This window comes from Varibaculum cambriense (assembly GCF_032557235.1).
Classification (GTDB): Bacteria; Actinomycetota; Actinomycetes; order Actinomycetales; family Actinomycetaceae; genus Varibaculum; species Varibaculum cambriense_C.
Map to the genome: position 1 here is coordinate 1 of NZ_JAWGMB010000003.1, position 21,432 is coordinate 21,432.

Annotated in this window: 12 protein-coding genes; 5 read left to right on the top strand and 7 right to left on the bottom strand. The window is 49.9% G+C overall.

What is annotated here, in order from left to right; all coding sequences use genetic code 11:
* Positions 1 to 425 (top strand): hypothetical protein (locus tag E6072_RS03115; protein ID WP_316693664.1); only part of this gene is annotated, 425 nt, incomplete at its 5' end.
* On the opposite strand, the gene E6072_RS03120 is transcribed toward E6072_RS03115, so the two are convergent.
* The 3 genes from E6072_RS03120 to E6072_RS03130 are packed head-to-tail and all read right to left on the bottom strand — an operon-like array spanning position 397 to position 3,536.
* Complete coding sequence (locus E6072_RS03120) at positions 397 to 1,302, bottom strand: alpha/beta hydrolase (protein WP_316693665.1); 906 nt, start codon at positions 1,300 to 1,302, stop codon at positions 397 to 399. The genes E6072_RS03115 and E6072_RS03120 overlap by 29 nt on opposite strands.
* A 22-nt stretch (positions 1,303 to 1,324) precedes the next feature.
* Positions 1,325 to 2,137, bottom strand: a complete 813-nt coding sequence (locus E6072_RS03125; RefSeq protein ID WP_316693666.1) for an alpha/beta hydrolase — start codon at positions 2,135 to 2,137, stop codon at positions 1,325 to 1,327.
* Positions 2,138 to 2,162: 25 nt separating this feature from the next.
* Positions 2,163 to 3,536: a sugar porter family MFS transporter gene (locus tag E6072_RS03130; protein ID WP_288335892.1), complete on the bottom strand. Its 1,374-nt coding sequence runs from the start codon at positions 3,534 to 3,536 to the stop codon at positions 2,163 to 2,165.
* A gap of 342 nt (positions 3,537 to 3,878) precedes the next feature.
* Here E6072_RS03130 and E6072_RS03135 point away from each other — a divergent pair, with 342 nt between their 5' ends.
* Positions 3,879 to 4,649 (top strand): FadR/GntR family transcriptional regulator, encoded by a 771-nt coding sequence (locus E6072_RS03135; RefSeq protein ID WP_288335894.1) that lies wholly within the window; start codon positions 3,879 to 3,881, stop codon positions 4,647 to 4,649.
* A 53-nt stretch (positions 4,650 to 4,702) separates the two neighbouring features.
* Here the strand turns inward: E6072_RS03135 and E6072_RS03140 are convergent, their stop codons facing one another.
* The gene (locus tag E6072_RS03140) at positions 4,703 to 5,509 is read right to left on the bottom strand and encodes an alpha/beta fold hydrolase (RefSeq protein ID WP_288335895.1); all 807 of its coding nucleotides are present in this window, start codon (positions 5,507 to 5,509) and stop codon (positions 4,703 to 4,705) included.
* A gap of 160 nt (positions 5,510 to 5,669) precedes the next feature.
* On the bottom strand, positions 5,670 to 7,196 hold the full coding sequence (locus tag E6072_RS03145) for a sodium:solute symporter (RefSeq protein WP_288335896.1): 1,527 nt from the start codon (positions 7,194 to 7,196) through the stop codon (positions 5,670 to 5,672).
* Between the two features lie 384 nt (positions 7,197 to 7,580).
* Between E6072_RS03145 and E6072_RS03150 the strand changes: the two genes are divergently transcribed.
* From E6072_RS03150 to E6072_RS03160, 3 genes are read left to right on the top strand one after another with little or no spacing between them, the layout of a single operon-like run.
* A complete protein-coding gene (locus E6072_RS03150) occupies positions 7,581 to 8,498 on the top strand; it encodes a dihydrodipicolinate synthase family protein (protein WP_316693668.1) in 918 nt (305 codons plus the stop codon).
* Positions 8,495 to 9,433 carry an ROK family protein gene (locus E6072_RS03155; RefSeq protein ID WP_316693669.1) on the top strand — a complete coding sequence of 313 codons (939 nt, stop codon included), beginning with the start codon at positions 8,495 to 8,497 and terminating at the stop codon, positions 9,431 to 9,433. The genes E6072_RS03150 and E6072_RS03155 overlap by 4 nt, the downstream gene beginning before the upstream one ends.
* A gap of 2 nt (positions 9,434 to 9,435) precedes the next feature.
* Entirely contained in the window at positions 9,436 to 10,110 is a 675-nt protein-coding gene (locus E6072_RS03160; RefSeq protein WP_288335899.1) for an N-acetylmannosamine-6-phosphate 2-epimerase, read from the top strand.
* Between the two features lie 208 nt (positions 10,111 to 10,318).
* On the opposite strand, the gene E6072_RS03165 is transcribed toward E6072_RS03160, so the two are convergent.
* The gene (locus tag E6072_RS03165; protein ID WP_316693671.1) at positions 10,319 to 15,823 is read right to left on the bottom strand and encodes an endo-alpha-N-acetylgalactosaminidase family protein; all 5,505 of its coding nucleotides are present in this window, start codon (positions 15,821 to 15,823) and stop codon (positions 10,319 to 10,321) included.
* Between the two features lie 37 nt (positions 15,824 to 15,860).
* The gene (locus E6072_RS03170; RefSeq protein WP_316693673.1) at positions 15,861 to 21,317 is read right to left on the bottom strand and encodes an NPCBM/NEW2 domain-containing protein; all 5,457 of its coding nucleotides are present in this window, start codon (positions 21,315 to 21,317) and stop codon (positions 15,861 to 15,863) included.
* Positions 21,318 to 21,432: the final 115 nt, after the last annotated feature.

The following is a 21,432-nucleotide window of genomic DNA, read 5'->3' on the forward strand; positions in this document are numbered from 1 at the left end:
ATCATCAGCATCAAAAAAACAAAAAACAGAAAAAACCAAACCCACCCACCAAAAACAGCAAGCAAGCCCAGCTCAATCCCACACAAACAAAACAAAAAACACACTATCGAGAACACAAACAACCAAACCACAAACCAACCAAACTGGCCGATCAGGATTCGTTGCGAGCAAAAAATAATCGGCGGAAAACTCGCTTCCCGCCGGCTTCGTCGCTCAGCAACGAATACAAAGTTACCGCCCCAACGCCCACGGGTCAAACCAGATTAGGCAAAAGTAAGAGAGACCACAATAGTTCTGATTTCCACCGCATTTTCCATTATGGCGTTGAAAAAGTACCTGCCTTTTTAGGGCTGCTGGGATTAAGTAATCCAAACAAGCAGCAAGTGCCGCTAGGCGCTAAATCCCCGCTGATTTTAGCGCGTTAATCACCAGTTCGCGTGCCTGCTGGGCAATCGCCGGGCCTTGCAGCCCTAATACACCATGGCAGGTGCCTGGAAGCAGCGTTAGGCGCACCGGAACATTACTTTCCGTTAGTGTCTGCGCAAATCTAATATCTTCATCTCGCAAGGGATCGCATTGGTTGGCTACCAGAAAAGTTTCCGGCCATCCCGATAAGTCAGTGGCTCTGCCGGGAGCCGCATAAATATCAGCCTCCCCTCCACCAAGATAGGCTTTCCAACTGGCTTTAGCGTTAGGCAAATCCCATACCGGAGTGTCTTGTCCGCCTTGCATAGAGACTGTTTCCAGCCGATCATCTAAAACTGGCTCAATTAGAAACACTCGGTCAGCAAGTGCTATCCCATGGTCGCGACTGAATAAGGTTGCTGCTGCCGCCAGATTACCTCCGGCGCTATCTCCATACATTACGCTCGGGAGCGACGGAAGCTCCGCTTTCACCCATTGCCAGCCCGCCACGCAGTCCTGTAATGGCAAAGGATAGGGATTCTCGGGGGCGAGACGATAGTTGGGGCTAACAACGCACTGGCCAGTTTCTGCCACTAGCTGTCCGTTCCAGCCATCATCATAGCGAGCTTGCCCCGCAATCATTCCCCCACCATGAATGCTGTAGATAACCCCTTGCGGTTCGCGGTTTTCTGGACGGAATACTCGCAGTTCAACCTGGTAACCGTCTTTACTTTCCACCTGCACTATTTCCCGAATGATACCGGCAGGTAGCGCAATCTCGCCACTGAGCATCTTCTCGCCTGCTGCCCGCATTGCCGGCGGATCCCACGCCATTTGGGGTGGAACTGTGTCAAGAACCGCGGCTATCTCGGAATCTAAAAGTATTTTGCTATCCATTATTCTCTTCTCCGTTGAAACTCTAATGATCTAGGGTGGCTAAGAAATCGTCACATAGGGCATAGAACTCGCCTTCTTTTTCACGGCGTACGCAGTGACGGGTTCCCGGAAGAATCACCGTCTTTAAGTTGTTGTTGCCCAGGTTTTCGATTTCTTTTAGCCGCTGCGGTCCTATCAACACGTCCTCACCATCGGAGGTAATCAGCAAGGTCGGCATGTTGAGCGAGCGGGCAATCTGTTCCCAAGGCTGCCTCGGGCTAACTTCACCGATGGCAACAAAATCTAAATCGACTTGCAGTTTCCCCTGTAACCAGCCGCAAGCTTCCGCGAGCGACCAGCTGGAATAGTCTCTGCGGTTTTCCGTTAATGCCGCGGCCGGTTCGGCTCGCATCCTTTTAATTCGTTTCACCAGTTCCGCTGCGCCTTCTTTGTATTGGGTAGCCTGCTTTGGCGTTAGCCAGGCAGGTTCTTCCAAAATCAAGGCCTTAACTAAATCTGGTCGCCAGAACGCTACCGCGCTCATCACCGCTGCCCCCATTGAGTGCCCAATTAATATAGCGGGCTCGCCAGCATTAAGGTGCTCAATCGTGCATATCATATCGGCGACTTCGGTAGCCAGCGGGTCAAGCAGGGCTTCGCGGCTAAAACGAGGCGACAGCCCATGACCACGCGCGTCTACACAGGCTACGCGGTAATCATTTGACCAGTATACTTGTAAGCCAGCTAACGAGGACGCATTATCGGTAACCCCGTGGGTAGCGATAATCAGTGACCTATTTGCAGCTCCGACCATGGTATAGGCCAGCATCTGACCTTCTGGAATTGTCTTTTCCATAGTATTTACCTTAACTTTTCGCGCGTTAGCTGGCGTAGTCTCGTTCAATTTCTTCTAGGGTTTTACCTTTGGTTTCCGGGATAACTTTCAACGCAAAAATCCCTAACGCGGCGGAGGTTAGCGCGTAGACCCCGAAAGTTCCCGGGCCACCGAAGGTTTCAAATAGGCTAAGGAAAGTTAGGGAGACGATAAAGCTCATGGTCCAGTTCACGCCGATAGTTAAGCTCATCGCGGTACCGCGAACGCTCAGGGGGTAAAGCTCGGAAGCAATAATGAACACTACCACGTTCAAGGTGGAGGCAACTGCCGCGATATAGCCAAATACGCAAATTAAACCAATAATTGCACTGGTAGTTCCCTGACCGCCTATAGCTAAATCAATCGCCAACCCAGCTAGGAAGATGGTCATTAGGAAAGAGCCACTGGCCAGCAGTCGGGTACGCCCAATCTTGTCTACTAATGCCATACCGATGAAGGTGGCAACGATATTAATCGCCCCCATACCCACGGTAGCTAGAATTGCGCTACTATCGCCTAGACCTGCTCCTTTAAAAATAGTGGGGGCATAGAATACCACTGCATTCACGCCGGTTAGCTGTCCTAGAATCTGCAGACCGATTCCGGCGATTAATACTCGGCGCAACCGGCGCTCCCCCAAGGCGCGAAAACCTACGTTTCCTTGTTCCCCGCCAATCGAAGCCTCAATTTCAGTTAACTCGTCCTCAACGTTTTGACTTTCCCGAACGCTTTGCAGAACTTGCCGTGCCTTATCGACCTGCCCATCTAACACCAGCCAACGCGGTGACTCCGAAAGAGTGATGATACCGATACCAAATAGCAGCGCCGGAGCTATCGAAATCCCGAACATCCAGCGCCAATCGTGACTTACGCCGTGCAGTGCATAGTTCGCGATATAAGCAATCATAATTCCGGTCACAATCATCAGTTGGTTGAGCGATACCAAGCGTCCGCGAATATGGGCGGGAGCTAGTTCCGAAATAAACACCGGAACGATATTGGAAGCAGTACCTACCCCTAAACCGAGAATTACCCGCGCCACGATCATTACCGGAACATTGGGGGAAAAAGCCGCGATAATTGCCCCCAATACGAAGATTGCTGATGCCGCAATTAATACCGGCCGTCTGCCGAAACGATCAGATACTCTCCCGGCACTAAGCGCTCCAATAGCTGCCCCTACTACCAGGGAGCTAACCACCATTCCTGAATGAATAGCGTCCAGGTTAAAGTCTTTCGTCATCGAGGGAAGAGCACCGGAGATAACTCCGCTGTCATATCCGAAAAGCAGCCCTCCAAGAGCAATCACGAAAGTTGCCCAAATTACTCGTTTACTTGTTACCTTATTCGTTTGCGCGATTGATTCATCGGACGAATTCACGGTTTACCCCTTTTGTAGAATCGACTGTTCCAGATGATGTCCTGGTCTAAGTAAAATCGGCTAGCACCATCACCCCGAAAACTTGACTGGAACTCAGTCACCAGACAAGTTTAACATAACACTAGGTCAAGCTAAACTCAATAGAGCATTCAAGCATTAATACCATCAACTTTTTCGTTGCAAACCTGCAAAAAAGGGGCGGTTTTTGACTTATCCGCATTACAAAGTGAAAGAGTATTACATCACTTTACTAGGCTCTGTAGCACAGCTGTCATCAGACAACTACCGTTCTATGAGGAATGGTATTCTACTAGATGAGCGCAGTTGCAATAGAGGAATCATATGGACAAGACAGTTACCCCCGAATCAGTTTCCACAGTGGACGATTACCGGCGCTTACTACATAACAAAAAGAGCTTAGAGAATCCTCGCTCACGGTCTAAAGGTACCCTGGCTGCGATAGAAAGTTTCATACTTGAAGAGCATTTACGACCAGGGGATCCACTACCTACGGAGAATGAACTGTGTGAACGCTTAGGGGTTTCCCGTTCTTCCGTGCGCGAAGCCTTAAGGCAATTACAGGCTTTAGATATTGTTACCGTTCACCAAGGACGCGGAACCTACGTGGGAGAAATGTCTTTACGTCCTCTTGCCCAAATGATGGTGTTGCGTTCTTCGCTAAAATCTACCAGCCTGACTTCCTTAAAAGAAGTGGTGCAAGTTCGCCATACTCTTGATATTGGGTTAGCCCGTGAAATAGTAATGAAAGTGGCTGGAAAGCAGCTAACTCACTTACATCAGCTAGTTGACACTATGGTGGAAAAAGCTCGTAACGGTCAGGAATACTTAGTAGAGGACATAGAGTTTCACACTGGTCTAGTGTCCGAATTGAACAACGTCCTACTGGAAGAACTAATGAACACCCTCTGGCTGGTGCACATGTCGGTGCTTCCTGTCTTGCCGGCTGCCGAGAAAGAAAATATGGTAGCAACTGCTAAGGCGCATGGAGCTATGCTCAAAGCCGCTGAAGCGGGGGATGCATTGGGATACATGGCAGCGGTACAAGACCACTATTCTCCTTTAATAGAATCCATTGAGGCTCTGCCCGATTAAGCCAGTTTTGTACTTCCTGCCATGAGGGCGAGTATCGCTACAACCCCTCTCCCCTAACTACGGTTTTCTTCCGCTTCCGCCCATTTAATCAGATAGGGATCTATTAACCGGTTGAATTCTTGGGGTTTGTTGCGCCGTAGCGTATGTTCACAGCCGGGAATATAAACTGTTTTCACATTCCGATTAGCTAAAGCATCGGTTTGTGCTAACCCGGTTTTCCCTACGATATCTGATTCTTGATCGGATGAAACCACCACCAGGGGAACCGTAATTTCTTGCACCAAGTCTTGCCAGTTTTCGTTAAAACTAACCACTCCGGTTCCTATCAGTCCTGAATCTGCCCGGAGCTTTCCAAAAACCCAACCAATCATGGTATCCCCCGGCCACCAGGGACGCCGCTTTCTCCCCCAGTCATAGGCCACCATCGGGTCTTGCCAGGATTCAAGTTGGCTAAGAGCAGTTGGAATATTAGTGACATAGTTTTGACGGTAGGTTTGCGACAGCCACGCCGGATCTTCTACTACCGCCCCTGCCACCAGTTCCGGGTGACGCGCAGCCAGTTTGGTAACGAGGGCGCCTCCCATAGAATGCCCCACGAAAATAGCTTTTTTACCAAAGGTTTTTTCGATAAATTGCACCGCGTGCACCAGGGCAGAATATGAAGCCTCGAAAGGATCTTCTAGCTCTTGGTCGGTAAATCGAGGCGAAAAACCGTGTCCTTTGTGGTCTATTGAAACCACTAGGTAACGGGACTTTAAATGGTCAATATAATCCGCCCAGGCAATCGCGCAATCTTCTACTCCATGAACCAAAATAATTAGAGGGCGCGTAGGATTTCCCGCTACCAGATAACTAAGCATTTTTACTCCTTGCTATGGTGCTCTGCTTTTCTTGGCTATATGTACCGAAGAAAAGCAGAGCACTGCCAACAACTATTCCGACTAGCTGTCTTCACTAAAAGGCATTTAAGACTTATCTGCTTACATTTATTTGAATGGATAGCTAATATTAGCGGAGCTTCTAGGCCACCGGACGAACATACTCCTCATCAATGGTGGTATAGGTAAGTCCCGTAACTTCTTTATTGGCTTTCGGAAATACTAGACTGATCAGATAGGAAAATACCAAAGAAGATACGAAGGCAATAAAAGCTATCATCAACGCGGAAGCAAACATTGACCCTTCTGGCAGGAAAAATTTCATTCCTACTCCCACCAATACGCTGATAATAAGCCCTGCTATAGCGCCTACTGAGTTCGCCCTTTTTGTGAAGATTCCGATAAAGAAAATCCCCGCTACCGGTACCCCGAACAGCCCGGAAACTGTAAGGAAGATATTCCAGGTTTCATTCGCATCATGTAATAGGAAATAGATCGCCACCGCCAGAGAGAAACACCCGGAAATCGCAATAATGATCCTTGCTAGTGCCACATCGGACAGACCTTTTAAGCGGTTCGCAAAGAAACGCTGCTTAAAATCAGTCACCGCACAACTGGAGATAGCGTTCAGACTTGAAGCGATAGTTGATTGTGCAGCCGCAAAAATACCGGCAATTACTAGGCCGGCAATCCCGGCAGGCAACTGAGTAATCACGAAATAGGGAACCAGACCAGCAGTATTCTTTTCTAGAATCTCTGGGAGATTATCGGCGTAGAAAGACCAAAGAATTGTGCCCATACCAAAGAAAATCGGGATAGTGATTAGCCCCAGGAAGAAGTTAGTCCATAAGGCTTTTTCAGTTTCTTTAATAGATTTTGTTACCTGGTAGCGCTGCACCACATCTTGGCTTCCGGTGTATTGGTAAAGCGTGTTAGCCAGTTGGCCTAGCAAAATCACCGGTACAAACTTGTCCATGTGTTCAAATTGGAAGTTCTGTCCTGACAGTAGCTTTCCGTCATGGGCAGCTGAACTAACGAACTCGCCAAACCCGCCATTTAGTGCGGATATGCCCATAATGCACACCAGGAGAGCTCCCCCTAATAATAGGAATCCTTGGATTACATCGGACCACACCACGCCCTCGATGCCACCTAAGAAGGTGTAAACGATACACAGTCCCCCAACGATTACCGCCACGACGATGGGATTAATAGAGGAAACAGAGGTAATTGCAATAATAGGCAGGTAGATGACCACTGCCACGCGACCGATATGGTAAATCATAAACAATAGGGAACTAATGGCTCGCATCGCCGGATTGAATCGTTCCTCTAAATACTCATATGCAGTGGTTACCTTGAGTTTTCGGTAGAAAGGAATATAAAACTTGATAAATACCGGAGTCAGCATCATGATGCTCAAGGATCCGATAGCGTAAGCCCAGTCATTGTTGAATGCTTGCTCGGGAGTGGACATAAAAGTAATAGCGCTCAAAGTTGTGGCATACATACTGAATCCCGCTGCCCAGGCCGGGATTTTTCCTTCTGCTTTGAAGAAGGCATCTGTATTTTTACTGGCACGCCTAGTGAAATAAGCACCTACCGCCAACATCGCCGCTAGGTATGCAATCAAAACTATCCAGTTCGCAGTACCAAATTCAGTTTTCATTTAATTACAGCTTTCTCGTCATTGGGATTAGGTAACTACTTGAGTTTCGAGTGTCACTTTACCGTTGCGACTTCAATGTGTACATAGAAAAAATAGTAATTTATCTGACAATTTACATCAACATAATTTTTTCACCCACTAGCACTCAACCCTTAAATAGCTATTAACAAGGAAATATAAAGAATACCCTCAAAACCCTTGCGTCAGCCGAATCAATGAATTATGCTCGAAGTGTCAGACAACTAACGATGGATTTGAGCTGCGGAAGCCCTACCCAAGCAGAGAGGCAATGATGTTTCTACTGTGACAATCTTGCTTAAGCAGCCCTCTTCCCAGTCGAGTACTCTAAAAACAGATAAATCCACTAAGTAAAAAGGAAAAGAAATGACTGATTTCTCCGGTATTGTCCCCCCGGTAGTTACCCCACTAACCAAGGACGGCAAACTCGATAAAGAATCCTATAAGCGCCACCTAGAACGGATGATTGCAGCCGGAGTAGACGGCTTATTCGTCCTCGGTTCCTCCTCGGAAGTAGCCTTCCTAACCGACCAAATGCGCCGGGAAGTCCTAAAAACTGCCGTTGAAATCGTAGATCATCGGGTTCCAGTACTGGGCGGTTGTATCGATACCGAAACTATGCGGGTTATTGAACACGCCAAAGAAGCAAAAGAACTCGGGGTAGATGCGATTGTGGCTACCGCTCCCTTCTATGCTCTAGGGGGGCTCGCGGAAATCGAACGCCATTTCCGCTTGATTCACCAGGCCATTGACCTGCCCCTATTCGCTTACGACATCCCCGTATGTGTACACGTTAAACTGCCGGTAGATTTAATTATTCGCCTCGGCAAAGACGGGGTGTTATCCGGCGTAAAAGACTCTTCCGGTGACGACGTTTCTTTCCGTTTCCTCTGCCAGGAAAATCGCGATTGCGGCCGCCCCTTATCCCTCCTAACAGGGCACGAAGTCGTGGTTGATGGCGCCTATATGTCCGGGGCTGACGGATGCGTACCCGGCCTGGGAAATGTAGATCCCGAGGGTTACGTCCGCCAATGGCGCGCCTACCAGAACGGGGATTGGGAAACCGTACGGAAGGAACAAGACTATTTAGCTCGCCTAATGCGGATTACCGCAGTACCGAGCGGCATTCAAGGCTACGGAGCGGGAGTAGGGGGCTTCAAAACTGCCCTGCAACTGCTGGGAGTTTTCAACACCAACCAGGTTACCGAACCGGTTAAAGCCCTCGAAGGGGAAAATGTTGAACGAGTACGCGCCGTACTTGAGCAGGTAGGGCTCTTAAAATGAGCTATATCCTCGTCGCCGACTTGGGCGGCACTAAGATAGCATCCGCGGTAGTTAATACTGCCCAAGGGACAGTGTCGGCGAACTATTCGCGGCCTACCCCCGCCAGTGAGGGTAGCGTGGCAGTAGTAGACGCCATTATCGAAGCGCTAAGTCACGCTAAAGAGGCAGCTGCCGCCGATGGCATAACCCAAATCCAGGCAATCGGCATTTCTGCTGCGGGCGTGATTGACCCCCAGCAGGGAACGGTTATTTCTGCTACCGATTTGATTAAAGGCTGGGCGGGAACCGAACTAGCAAAACAGGTAAAGGCAGCTTTCAACACGGAAGTTTACGTCCTCAATGATGTGCACTCCCACGCCCTCGGGGAAGCAACCCTAGGAGCCGGTAAAGACTATTCCTCTATCCTGGCCGCAGCGGTGGGAACCGGTATGGGAGGCGGGCTAGTTATCAATGGTCAAGTCCAGTTTGGAGCGCACTGTGCCGCCGGCCATATTGGGCATCTACCCCACCCGTTAGCTACCGGTTTAACCTGTTCTTGTGGAGCCAAAGGTCATATCGAAACCGTGGCTTCCGGCAGTGGTCAAGTAGAACTGTATAACCGGGATAAACCGGCTGATCTCCCGCGGGCGCAAAGCGGACGCGAAATCACCGAGCGCGCCCTAAAAGGAGAAGCCTGGGCAACCCAGGTTATCTATAACTCGGGATATGCCCTAGGACAAACCCTGGCCGGTATCTGCAACTTGGCCGATCCGCAGGCCATTATAGTTTCCGGATCGGTTACTCATTCCGGTAAGCAATGGTGGCAGGCAGTAACAGCGGGCTTCGGGGCCGATGCCCTCACCCCCGTAAAGAACACTCCCCTAATCAGTGGCACCCTGGGAGGAAATGCTCCCCTAATAGGTGCAGCTATTTGGGCAAATACGAATCTAGGATAATCATGAATCAAATAATCCAGTCCCTTAAAGGGGGATTAATCGTTAGCGTACAAGCCTATGTGGGCGAACCGATGCGGCACAGCGAAACTATGGCACAAATAGCTTTAGCCGCTGAGCAAGGTGGCGCCGTAGGGATTCGCTGTCAGGGCTTATCGGATATTTCTGCGATTAAAGGACAGGTTGAAATCCCGGTTTTAGGGATTTGGAAAGAGGGGCACGAGGGCGTGTTTATCACGCCTACTTTGCGTCACGCTCGCGCCTGCTCAATGGCAGGAGCCGATATTGTGGCGCTAGACGCTACCCGCCGTTCGCGTCCCGATGGTCTATCTTATGGGGAAACTGTTGCTGCCCTGCATGATGAGGGCATAGTGGTGATGGCCGATTGCGGAAGTATCGAGGATGCTCGGCAAGCAGCTGCAGCAGGAACCGATATTTTATCTACCACTCTGGCGGGATATACGGGAGATAGACCCAAAACTGCCGGACCGGATTTTGAGCTACTGGCTCAAATGACTGCGGAATTCCCAGAGTTTCCAGTGCTATGTGAAGGACGAGTACACACCCCGCAGCAGGCACGCCAAGTTATGGAGGCGGGAGCCTGGGCGGTAGTAGTCGGCACCGCGATTACCCATCCCACCAGTATTACTAGCTGGTTCAATGCCGCAATTAAGGATTAGCGCCTATACGTCTGTTTATTTGCAGTTACAAACGGGGACTTTATAGGAAAAGAGAAAACTTTGGGGGCGCTGGATTAATCCAGCGCCCCCAAAACTATTTGCATCTGCGGTTATTAGCTTTTTGCGGCGGCGTGGTTTCTTCTATGCTTTCGCATCGATTCCACGCCGCCGCAGCTGCTACTAGGAGAACCGGGTAGAGATCTTAACCTTATGACTCTAAACGACGGTTACGAACCCTACTACCTGCAACTATCAGCATTAATGCAATTATGGCAAATGCTCCGCCATAAGTACCGGTGCTAGTTAGATTCCCCCCGCGCGAGTTAGCGGTCTTATTTCCTGTCCCCGCGCTATTAGATTTACCCGGTTTAGCGGGGGTATCTGTAGGCGGAGTTACCGGCCTATCGGTAGCTCCCGGTTTTCCGGTACCCGGCTTATCTTTATCTGGATTGCCCGGTGCCTCCTCGCATCCCTCAGGAGCCATAGCCTGGAAAGTCCATTTGGTTACTGCTCCCGCCACAAAACGATAGCTGCTGGTATCAGAAACCTGGGCGGTAACAGTAATTTGCTTTCCGTAGGCGTATTCGTGCTTACCGGCTGCCACCTCTTTACCGTCAATCAGGTATTTGACTCCTTTGGTCACGGGAATCTCCACGAATGGTTTCTTCGCGCAGCTGCCCGGATCGGTTGCTACCGGTGCTATTGGAGTAACCTCAATGATTTTACCGGGCGTTTCTTCATTTGCCGCCACGTTAAAGGTTACGTTGCCAGGGATAGTTATTGTTTCATCTGCCTGAACATAACTAGCTTGAATCGGAATCTTCACAGACTTTCCGGCTTCTGAAGCCAAAGGAAGATAGGTTACCTGCCCAGTGGCGCTATCAATATAGATATCACCATTAGCTTTAACCGCTTCGCGCGATTGCACCAAGTGCCGCTGACTGTCCAGATTCGCGAAGCTGAATTTCACGCCCGCCGGCGGGGTAACGGTGTCCGCGTCCTCGTCAACGAAAGTAGGAGCATCCGAAGTGGCAGCCGTACCCGGTTTAGCCTCTGCTACTACGTCTTTCAAGCTGGGAGGCTGCGCGGCAGGAGTCTCAACCTTACAGGTAACTTTGGCATCTGCCCAGTCGGCGTGATCGTTACCGTTGCCGTTACCACCGTCAGTCACCTTTAGAATCAGGGATTTCACCCCGGTAATATCAAGGTCAATTTTATTTGCTCCCCCCGCTTTGGTAACTACCTGCGGGGATTCAAATAAGATCTTCCCGTCTCCGATCACCATAAACTTCACGGAGCCGTTTGGTTGAGTGTCATCCACCCCGGCGATTGCGTTCATCCGGGTACATTTACCCGCCAAATCAAAGGTAATGCTACTTGGTGCATGGGCACCGATACCTTTGGGATATTCTTTGCCTCCCACCTTGATTGGGGTACCGTCGCCTCGTCCTTGTTCTCCATTTTCTTGGTCTCTTTCGACCGGGCCCCAACCGTTCTCTTCATTACTCCAGGGCAAATCAGAGAGATAGTTTTCGCCGTCGCGAACCGAGCGGAGAACTTTAACTTTCCTGGCTACACTTACTTCTCTGGTCGTGCCATCGGAATCAACCTGATAGGAAACTTTATAGGTCAATACTCCATCTGTCGCCCCTTGGGGAGCCTTAACCTCCCAATTTTGAGCGATATTGTCCCCACTAGGTTCGCTCTTCTTAGTGACTTTCCAGCCCTCTGGAGCGCTGAGAGTAGTTTTCAGGTCGGTAATTTTTCCAGGGTTACCCGGTTCGAAGAACTCGGTATTGGTTTGTACCGTAAAGGTTTGCCCTTCAGATACGGTCTGGGCTGCTTGGATTGCCGGATCGGCATTACCGGGCAACACCTCAGCTTTCCCTAGGTCTTCCACCCGGATATTATCTAGGGTCAAATCGGACCCGGGAAGCCCGCCGACTTTATTAATACCAATCCAGTAGTCCCCTACGGTGGAGGTAACAAATTCGGTGGAAAAGATTTGGGTTCCTTTGCCCCCTACTCCTTTACCTTTCGCTTCGGGAATATCTTTAGTTTGCACCGTAGAGCTCTTAATCTGCGAGTCAAGCAGCCAGTCCCGGCCTAAACTAAACTGATATTCACCCGCGTAGGCCTGCTGGTAGGCAAAAGAAACCCGGTATTTATGTCCTGGTTCAAACTTTATTGCAGCTGGGATAGTGCGCAAAATTTGCCCCGCATTTTCTTCATGCGCCAGCAGCGACCATTTCCCGGCCAGCACATTGTCACTTTGTTTACCGTGGGCAACAACTTGACCTTGTTTATTCTTTCCCCACCAGCCGGCGTCGGAATAGGGAGAGTGACGTTCAGCCAACTGGGTGCGAGCGTCTCCTCCCTGAGTAGCGCCGGTAACGAAAGGCCAATAACCGGTATCTACGTCCTCAAAATCATCAAAGAAGACGGTTTGCGCGGTTTTGTCGTTATCTACCGGAGCGCTATATTTAACTACTCGCAAATCATCGACACGGACTTTTGCGGCTCCTTTTGCTGCTGCCACCTGGAAAGTAACCGGGTCACCCTCACTGTGGAAAGTTACCCGTACCCGCTGGAAGTAGGTTTGGAACTTTTCATCTGAAGCCGTCTTGTTAGGCGCAGTAGATTTAGTGATTCTGGTGGCAACTTTCCCATCAATGGTTTTTTGGTTACCGACAGCTTTAACGCCGTTACCGCTAATACTCACGTCTACTTGCCGCTCTTGACCAGGCTGTACCTCGACCCAGGCCCACATGGAATAGTCTCCCTTAGGCAAAGTAAGGGTTTGGGATAGGGAGGACGCGCCCTCACCTAATAGAGCCTGGAAGTTGCCGCGACTACTGGTTTCAATACTAACGTTTCCACTGGTCTCATAGGATTTTAAGGTACCAGAGAAGAACCCGGGATCTTTAATCCCGCTGCCCTGCCCCCAGTTGGGGCCTGCTTGGCTAGGAGCGCTTTGCGGATAGAGGACGTAGGCGGTATTTGCCTTGGCCGAGAGGGAAATACTGCCCCCACTGGCATTCACGGTTCCTTTATCTACCCTTCCGGTAGCAGTGAGCTCATATAAATGGAAGGAGGTAACGTTCTTAAAGTGACCCGGCAGTGTCCAGGTGCTAGTGCCCCCAGCCGGGTTGTAATGGTACAGTTTGTCTCCGGCAGATTTAGCTGCCCCGATTCCATCTTTTTCACCCCAGGGCAACAGGTATTTTCCGCCCGTATATACGGTAGCGCCGTCATAGGTTATTACTCGGTCGGTCCCCAAATCAGTACCGCCGATACTGGCACGCTTAGAGGTAACCTCGGTTCCGTTGGTGAAAGTTGCTTTTTGTCCCAGCTGATAGGTTTTAATGTCTGATTGTTGCAGGAATTTGGTGGGAAGGTTACGTTGCCACACATTATTAATAAACTTGCCATAATCGGTGTGACCAGTCCAGCCTTCAAATTCCACGACATTAGCATTGCCTAGTAGCGGATTTGGATTCCAGGAATCGCGCCAACTGTTTTCCACGAAACGAATTAAGGTCGAGTTCAAACCTTTTTCTTTGTATCCCCCATACTTTTCATCGTTTGCCCAGTGCGACCATAAAGAAGTATCCGGGAATGCCCAAGCCCATTCAGAGCCGATTTCCCAGCCTTGTTTTTGCAGCTCTGCACCTAGACGCTGAGGACGCCATCCTTTGCCGTAAAATACGTCAAAATAGAGCCAATCGAAACGGTCAGCAATCCCGGCTTCAGTCAGTTCATCCCGGAACTTCTGGAAACGCTTAATTACCCGTCCCTGCGCCAGGTCCGCGTTATCGTCCATATAGTATGCCTGGTTCATCCAGCCCCAAGCCGCCTGGGGCGGCATTTTTATAACACATGATTCATCGGTAACGGTAGCGGGGTTGGTACCATCATTGAAACACTTAGCTTCCGAGTAGGATTCGGTGGCGTTGATATGTACCCCAAAGTCGGCGTTATAGTTTTCCGCCCCTTTAGTCATGGTCACCAAATCGGTGAAACCGCCTGCCCGCTGGTTGTAATGTCCGGCATAGTCTCCTTGGGCAGAGTCATGCCCTTCTGCTTGATAACCTTTGAGCAATACGTGTTGCCCCAGGTTATCAGTCTCTAAACTGATGCGTTTAGTATCGTCTAGAGTGCGTAAGAATGGATGGGTAGCTTGGGAGACAATATTGAACGGAATCCGGGTAATCACCCGGTTCTTGGTATCGCCGTAACCATTAGGTAGTTTATTTTCCACCATGAGGGCGCGGGTAGCGGTGGCAGAGTCTTGCCAGTCCACCGCGCTGTCACCGTTTACGTCACTAACCACACGTACCTGGGCGAACGGATTGGGATCTTTACCGATTTTCCCGCTGCGGGTATTAGTGCCCCACACCACCCAGGAGGCGGGAGTAAGCGAGCCTACCGTTGTGGTTTTACCCGCGGTAGCCGCCTCTGCTTGGGCGGTAGTTGCTACCCAGCGAGTTGCTTCGCGTCCGTCTTGAATACTGTCGGCATAGTCGTCGCTGATCGCATTCGAGACCAGCCCGGCAGCTAGTTCGCTGTTGCTAAGCGCCGCCATATATCCACTGGCGCGCCCTACCTTTTGCTTAGCGATTTTCCAGGTAGTGTCGGGGTTCTTTGTTCGATTAGTGCCATCACTGGCAACTGTTAGGGATCCATCTTTAGCAGCGGCAACGCTGACCAGATTCAGCCCTGGTACTGCCAGGCGATCTACTTGATTCTTAGGATCATCAATCGCGGTTACTTCCCAGCGCAGATTACCTTTAGCCAGGGAAATCTTTACTGTCAAAGTAGCTTCTAAGCCGCCAACTTTTAGCTTATAGGTTGCACTATCAGCGGTCTTTGTCGCGGCAGAAAGCAAGGAGACGGTTCGCATCTGTTCATTAATGCGTACTTGTTTCAAAGCAGGCCCCACATTTGCCGGTAGGGTTTTGCCCTGCAGGTGATAGGCGATAACTTGGGGAAATCCTGCCTGTAAGTCGGCTGATAACGTGCCATCGGTAATGGTGATTTTATCGCCAGGGTTAGGAATTTTAACTTCTGGTTCAGCTGCGGGGGGAGCGGGTGGTTCATATCCGCTGACGGTAGCGGCATTGAACTCCGCCAAAGAACCAACGGTTTCGCTGCTTCCGGCTTGACCGCCCCAGGCACTCTTATAAATTACCCCTACACAGCGGGCAGGGGCCGGAGCAAAATCTATATTTTTGGCGCTTAAATCCCCAGGATTTTCTTCAAACTCGCCGGTCGCTAAGGTCTTAGCCGGGGCTAAATCCTTTGCTTTGGATTTATCGGCGCAGTTGGCATCGGTGTAGCTGACAATCTCATATTCGCGTGCCCTTCCCGAGCCATTGGAACTTTGCCTCGGGGTTAAAGTTACTCGCCCTAAATCTGGGACTTCTTTACCCAAATCAATAATGAATTTATGGGGCATTTCATTATTGCCTGTACCTTGATACCAAACGGTATGCCAGTAGGATTTGGTATCCCCATCAAGCACTTTTTCTAGCGGACCGTTGGCTCCTTCACCACCAGTTTCTACAGAATCAGTCCACACGGCTTTCATCTGCGCTTGTGGTATCGGGGTAAACACCGCTTCCGCGGCCGCAATCGGCGCACTTGCCAGTCCCCCGAAAGCCAGAGACAGCGCGGCACTAACCGTCAAGATAGTTTTATGTTTTAAGGGCATTGCTTCCTACCTTTTCTTCTTTAAGAAAAAACCATCATCATTCACTAATAACGCTCTGTCTTCTGGAAAAACGCTGGATCATGAGTCCAGTTCCCATGACTACCAGCGCCAGTAGCCCCACTGTCCCGGCAGCACCGGTAGATACCAACCCGGCTGCCGATTTTTGCGGCTTAGCTTGAGCTTGCCCAGGACGACCATCCTGAGCCCCTTGGGTTCCACCCGGCTTAGTCGTGGGCTCGCTGGGCTTGGTCTCCACTTTGAACTGGTGCTCCCACTGGGTGGTAGCCCCCGCCTTAAAGCGATAACCACTGGCCGGCTGGGAAGTAATCAATACTTTTCTCGCAGTCTTAACTGGGTAAGTCCCGGGCTTAACTACCTGGTTATCAAGCAGGTAAACCACTCCCGGAATCTGCGGAATCGTATAGGTGTTGTCTTTATCGTTAAAGATCGGTGCTTGCGGAGCTACCTGCGGAAGTGGCTGCGGAGCACTGGCGCTTACCTTAAACTTGGCAGGCACTATTTCGCTAGACCCATCCTCATAAGTAACTTTAACGTCTACACTTACAGTTCCGCTTTCCTGATTTTCGGGCACCTGCCAAGTTATCACCCCGGTACCAGCCTCAATGCTCATCCCCGCTGGGATTGGTTCTACCAGCTCGAACTTTTGAGCCTTTTCTTTTCCAGCTTCCGGCTCGAAACTAGGAGCGGCGGCGCTAGCGGTTTTACCGGCTTTAGCTTCGGTGTCCTGATAGGAAGGCTGATACTTATCGGCATCCATCTGTTCACAGGTAACCATGGCATCTGCCCAGTCAGCGTGATCCTGGGCATTAGATTCGCCAGCATCGGCAAACAAGGTAATTTTTTCTTGCCCGCTTACGTCCACTTTCATGGCTTCAGCCTTATCGGCAGCTGTCAATGCTTTACTGGACGCTCCCAGTTCCTGCCCGTCAGCCCCTAACACTCTGAAAGTTACCGAAGATGATTTCCCAGCTTCTTGGGTGTCATCTATGCCAACTTTCGCGCTGAATACCGAGCACTGTTTTCCTAAATGCACAGTTATTTTCGAGGACGCGTGGGTTCCAATACCGCCGCGATACTTCTCTCCCTCAATCAAGAGGGGACTACCCTTCAAAGTTCGGTTTACCCGAATCAGACCGTCATCTGCCCAACCGATACTGCTACCGGGATACCAGTCCAAGTTGGCTACGGGAACAGTTCCGTGAGGAGCGCGCATTTGAGCCGGGGTGTCCTGGTCAGCTTTAGTAATTGTCCAGCGAGTAGTGGTCATATCGCTAGGTAGCTGCACTAAATCAGTTGCCATCGGCCTGGACTTGGTGTTGTCATCCAAATCTCCCACGTTGCCTAAATCAACGTGCTTTTCTTCCCCGGTAGAAATAGCCAAATCCATATTGGTCAGGGCCTGGCGCACAATATACTTGCCGTTTCCGTCGTCAATAATCTGCCATTTCTGGTTATTGCGTTTACTGGTTGAAGAGTTATTCTTCCAGGCACCAGTGTGATACTTCTGGTTAATGTCGTTTACGCACTCGACCAAGGCGGGGCGGGCACCAACTTCGTTAACTACATTCAAATCTGCAGTGGCGTACTGGCGCCCGCTGCCATTGAAACGCTGTTTACCCACATCCATGCTGAGGCATTTGCCGCTTCTAACCGACTTCAACTGGTAGTAGTGGTCATAGGTGTGGGTTATTTGCCATTGATCGGATGAATAGCTAATTGCGTCTGGTTCACGATTTTCTGAAGCATCTAAGCGTAGCCCGGAGCTAGTGAAGGCATACACCCCGTCTTCTAAGGGACGTCGATTAACATTTTCCCAGTTAGGCGCATGTCCTAGCGCCTTTGCAAAGTCTACAAAAGTCTTGCCGTCTTTCCAGGGGCGCGAGCCTTGCCAGCCTAGTTGGGACACTAAGCGGAAAGCCTCAAAGGTTTCCATTTCTACTTCATTTTCGGTTTGATATATGGAAGTATCTGGCCATATCGAGAGCTTAATCCCCAGGTTTCCTGGATTATCATCAGCTACTTTTCCGCTCTTAAAAGTACCGGCAGTGAACCCTTTGTCATTGTAGATAGCGGCTGCGCCACTGTTTTGAATCCGCCAGCCCATTTCTCGGGAGAAATAGAGATCGTAATTGGTGTTATTTACTTTATGTCCTTTATCAATCAGGGTTTGCGGACTGAGACCCCCTTGCCACATATCGATCACGATATCTTTATCCAGGGAATCAATATTTTCTTGTTTTAATCCGTCATTCCAAACTCGCAAAGTCTTACCCTTAGATTTCACGTACTTATTAATGTCGTTAATGAAATCTACGAACAGCTTGGGACCGTTTTCTCCACCAGGTCCAAATACCGGGTAATTCTTGTAGGCGGAACGGTACATATATTCGTCCCCTGCCATATGCCAATACTTGGAGGGGAATACCTCCAGGTAATCTTCAATTTGGCGCTTATAAAAAGCGACGGCTTCCGGGTTAGTGATATCTAGACGGTCATTATCCAAAGTGCCATCGGTTTTCTTAAGCTGATACTGAGGCAGGTTATGAATCTTGGGATCCATATGTCCCGGGGCTCCCATTTGAGGAACTACTTCAATACCCAATTTGTCGGCGTAAGCAACAATTCCTTTTAACTCTTCCTTAGTGTAATAGGAGTAGTTATTGGTGACCGGTTCTTTCGCTGACTCCATCTTGGCAGTTAAAATTACCTGATTCATCTTCAGGTCAGCCATATCGGTGAGCATCCGGTGAATATAATCTGGTTGATTCTTAATCCGGCAGGCGCATAGAGTGACAGCACGTTCACGCTGCTGAGGTTGGTCAAAGGCGCTGCCATAGGGCAGGGTTAGCTGCTGCCGCAGCATTTGCGACAGAGTGCGCGTACCCCAAAATGCTCCCCGTTTTTGCGCGGCAGTAATATTTACCCCTTGGGCATCAATCCGGAGGCTATACCCCTCCTCTGCTAGTTTGTCTTGCTGCGCAGTATCTAGGGTGATGACCACATCGTGGGCTTTCGGAGTTGCCCCACCGGCGGCTTGTGCCCGCACAGTTTGTGGCTGCCCCGCCGCTTTCAGGTAGGCGTTTAGCTCTTGCACCACAATCTGAGCCTGATCTTCAAAACCGGCCGGATAGTAAACTACCGTGTCCGGGCTTAGTTTGAACACATCATTTGCATTGGTATTGGTCTTCCAAGAATCCAAAGAGGGAATCGTTTGGGGAAGTTTAGTAGCAATCGGATTATCAGAGGGTAGCGGGATTTCTTTCCCGCTATAGGTGAACTCTTGGAGTACTTTATTCCCATCAGTTACTTTAACTTTGAACTTGGGAGTAAAGCTGCCGCGAATAATATCATCTTTGGTGATTACATAGTCACTGGCGGTACAAGAGAAGGTACTTCCCTTATCCAGCTTTCCGTCCTCGTTATGGCAAGATAGCGTAAAGTTCTCCCCGTTCAGCTGCACATCTACCGGGATTTGTCCCACGTTTTGCACTGTCGGGGTAAACGCCAGTTTATCGCCCACGTCATATTTGTCTTTAGTTCCCGCTACTGCCAAATCTGTTACCTGGACATGACTGGCAAAGATCGGAATTTTATTTCCCTTAACCGGTTTTAACTGGGTAGCAACGCCAGAATAACCAGGATTTTGGTATTTGTAAGTGATGGAGGGAATAAAGGATCCGACGTCGAGATCTTCCTGGGTGACCGTATGGGTGCGGTTTGCGCACGGCAAGGTAGCTCCCGCCGAGATACTTCTCCACCTACAACCTGCCCATCCGGTATCCAAATTGGAGTCAGTGGCAGTGAAGGCCTTATCTTCTGCAAGCAGGTTTGTTACATTAACGCTGAAAATCATTTTGTCGCCCACAGCCCATGTTCCATCGGCTTTGGGATTGGTAAGCTCAAAGTCAACGCCAACCGAACCGGTAGGGTCAGTAATTATATTGGGGTTGGTAACCTTGATTTCCACGTCCCCGCGCAACTTAACATTGCCGTATTCCAGACTAGAGTCTAGATAATAGGTTTTTTGGGTGGCATTAGCCGGAACGCTAACCCGTAAAGTTACAGTTTCGGAGGTTCCGGGATGAAGTTCTTGCGCCAAGACGCTTTCTTCCATTTTCCACCCACTCGGCAACGCCAGTTTTACCGCGGTAGCTAGGGGAACGACCTCTTTCGCGTCATCATTGGTAACCTTAACGGGAATCTCGACAGTTTTACCCGCTTCCGCTGCTACTTTTGCATCAGCTAGAGAAATCTTTACTGGGTTCAACCAATTGGTGTCAAAAGTGCCAAAATGAATAGTTTCAAAGTAGTTACCACCAATCTGGTGATCTTCTTCGAAAGCTACCCCGTATTTACCGCTTTGAGTATCAATCGCGACTAGATCAGAGTAAGCGGCTTTATCATTCCAATAGAGTTTACGAATCGGCCAGGTTTTACCGTCATCATAGGAATAGCTCACTGCAAGAGTTTTACCGCTATCAGCCATACCAGAATACAAAAGCTCTTTAGATTTGGGGTCTGAGGACGGAGCATCCGGGTACCTGCGGATAATCGAGGCATTGCGCCCCGGGGTCTTGGAATCAACTAGGGACCGTTCTATTTGCAGATCCGTCCAGGTTTCCCCACCATCGGTGCTCTTGGCAATATAGCGGTATCCCGCCTTGTTACTCATCCGGGAGTTCAATAAGAGCGTGCCATCGGACAGTTCCACCAATTTGTTTTCGTTCATATCCGCGCCGATAGTGGAGCCGCGTTTCCAAGTTTTACCGTGGTCATCGGAATACACCGAGTAGGCTGCCCAAGTACCGGGTTTACCGGCAATAAACTGGGTGATTAGGCGTCCATTTTTTGCCGCATTAGCACCGCTTTGATGCTGCAACTGGATACCGTGTCCAGAAGCCGCAAAACCGCAGGGATATCCGGGCTGTTTAACCGCAGCAGTAAGCCCCCGCGTTGCATCGGGAGAGTTTCCGTAACGCTCCGTCCAGCTGGCTCCATTATCGGTAGAAACTGACAGGCTCACCCCTTGCACTTTGCGGTTGCTAAACTCGTCAGTTTCTAGGGTTCCATTGGGATTACACCCTACGTCATAGGAATGCACATGGAAGTTAAATAGGTGCCCAGTTTGTTTATCGTAAATGTAGGCCGGGTCAGAGAATCCCTCTTTACCAGGATCGCCCATAGTAGTGCCTTTACCTTGGGCAATAACAGTTTGCGGCTGCCAGGTCGCTCCCCCGTCGGTAGAGCGTTTTTGCATTATCGAGTTGGGCGCCGGGGCATCGCCATTTGCGGGGCGAGCATCATAGGCGGTTAATAAATCACCATTATTGAGTTTTATTACCGCGGGAATCCGATAGTTAGTAACCCCATCGTCACCGTATTTAACTACGGTGTTATAGCTGAACTGGCCAGTAGCGGCCTCGGCAGGAAGAGCAGTTGCCAGAGGCATAAGCGTCATTGAAGTCAAAGCCACCGAAAAACCTGCTGCTAGAGCCTTAAAACGCCGTCTTGCTATTTGTAACACTGTTCAAACCTCATTGTCTTAGATGCTCACTTTCTGCGGAGTTTACCAACGCCGGCAAAAATAT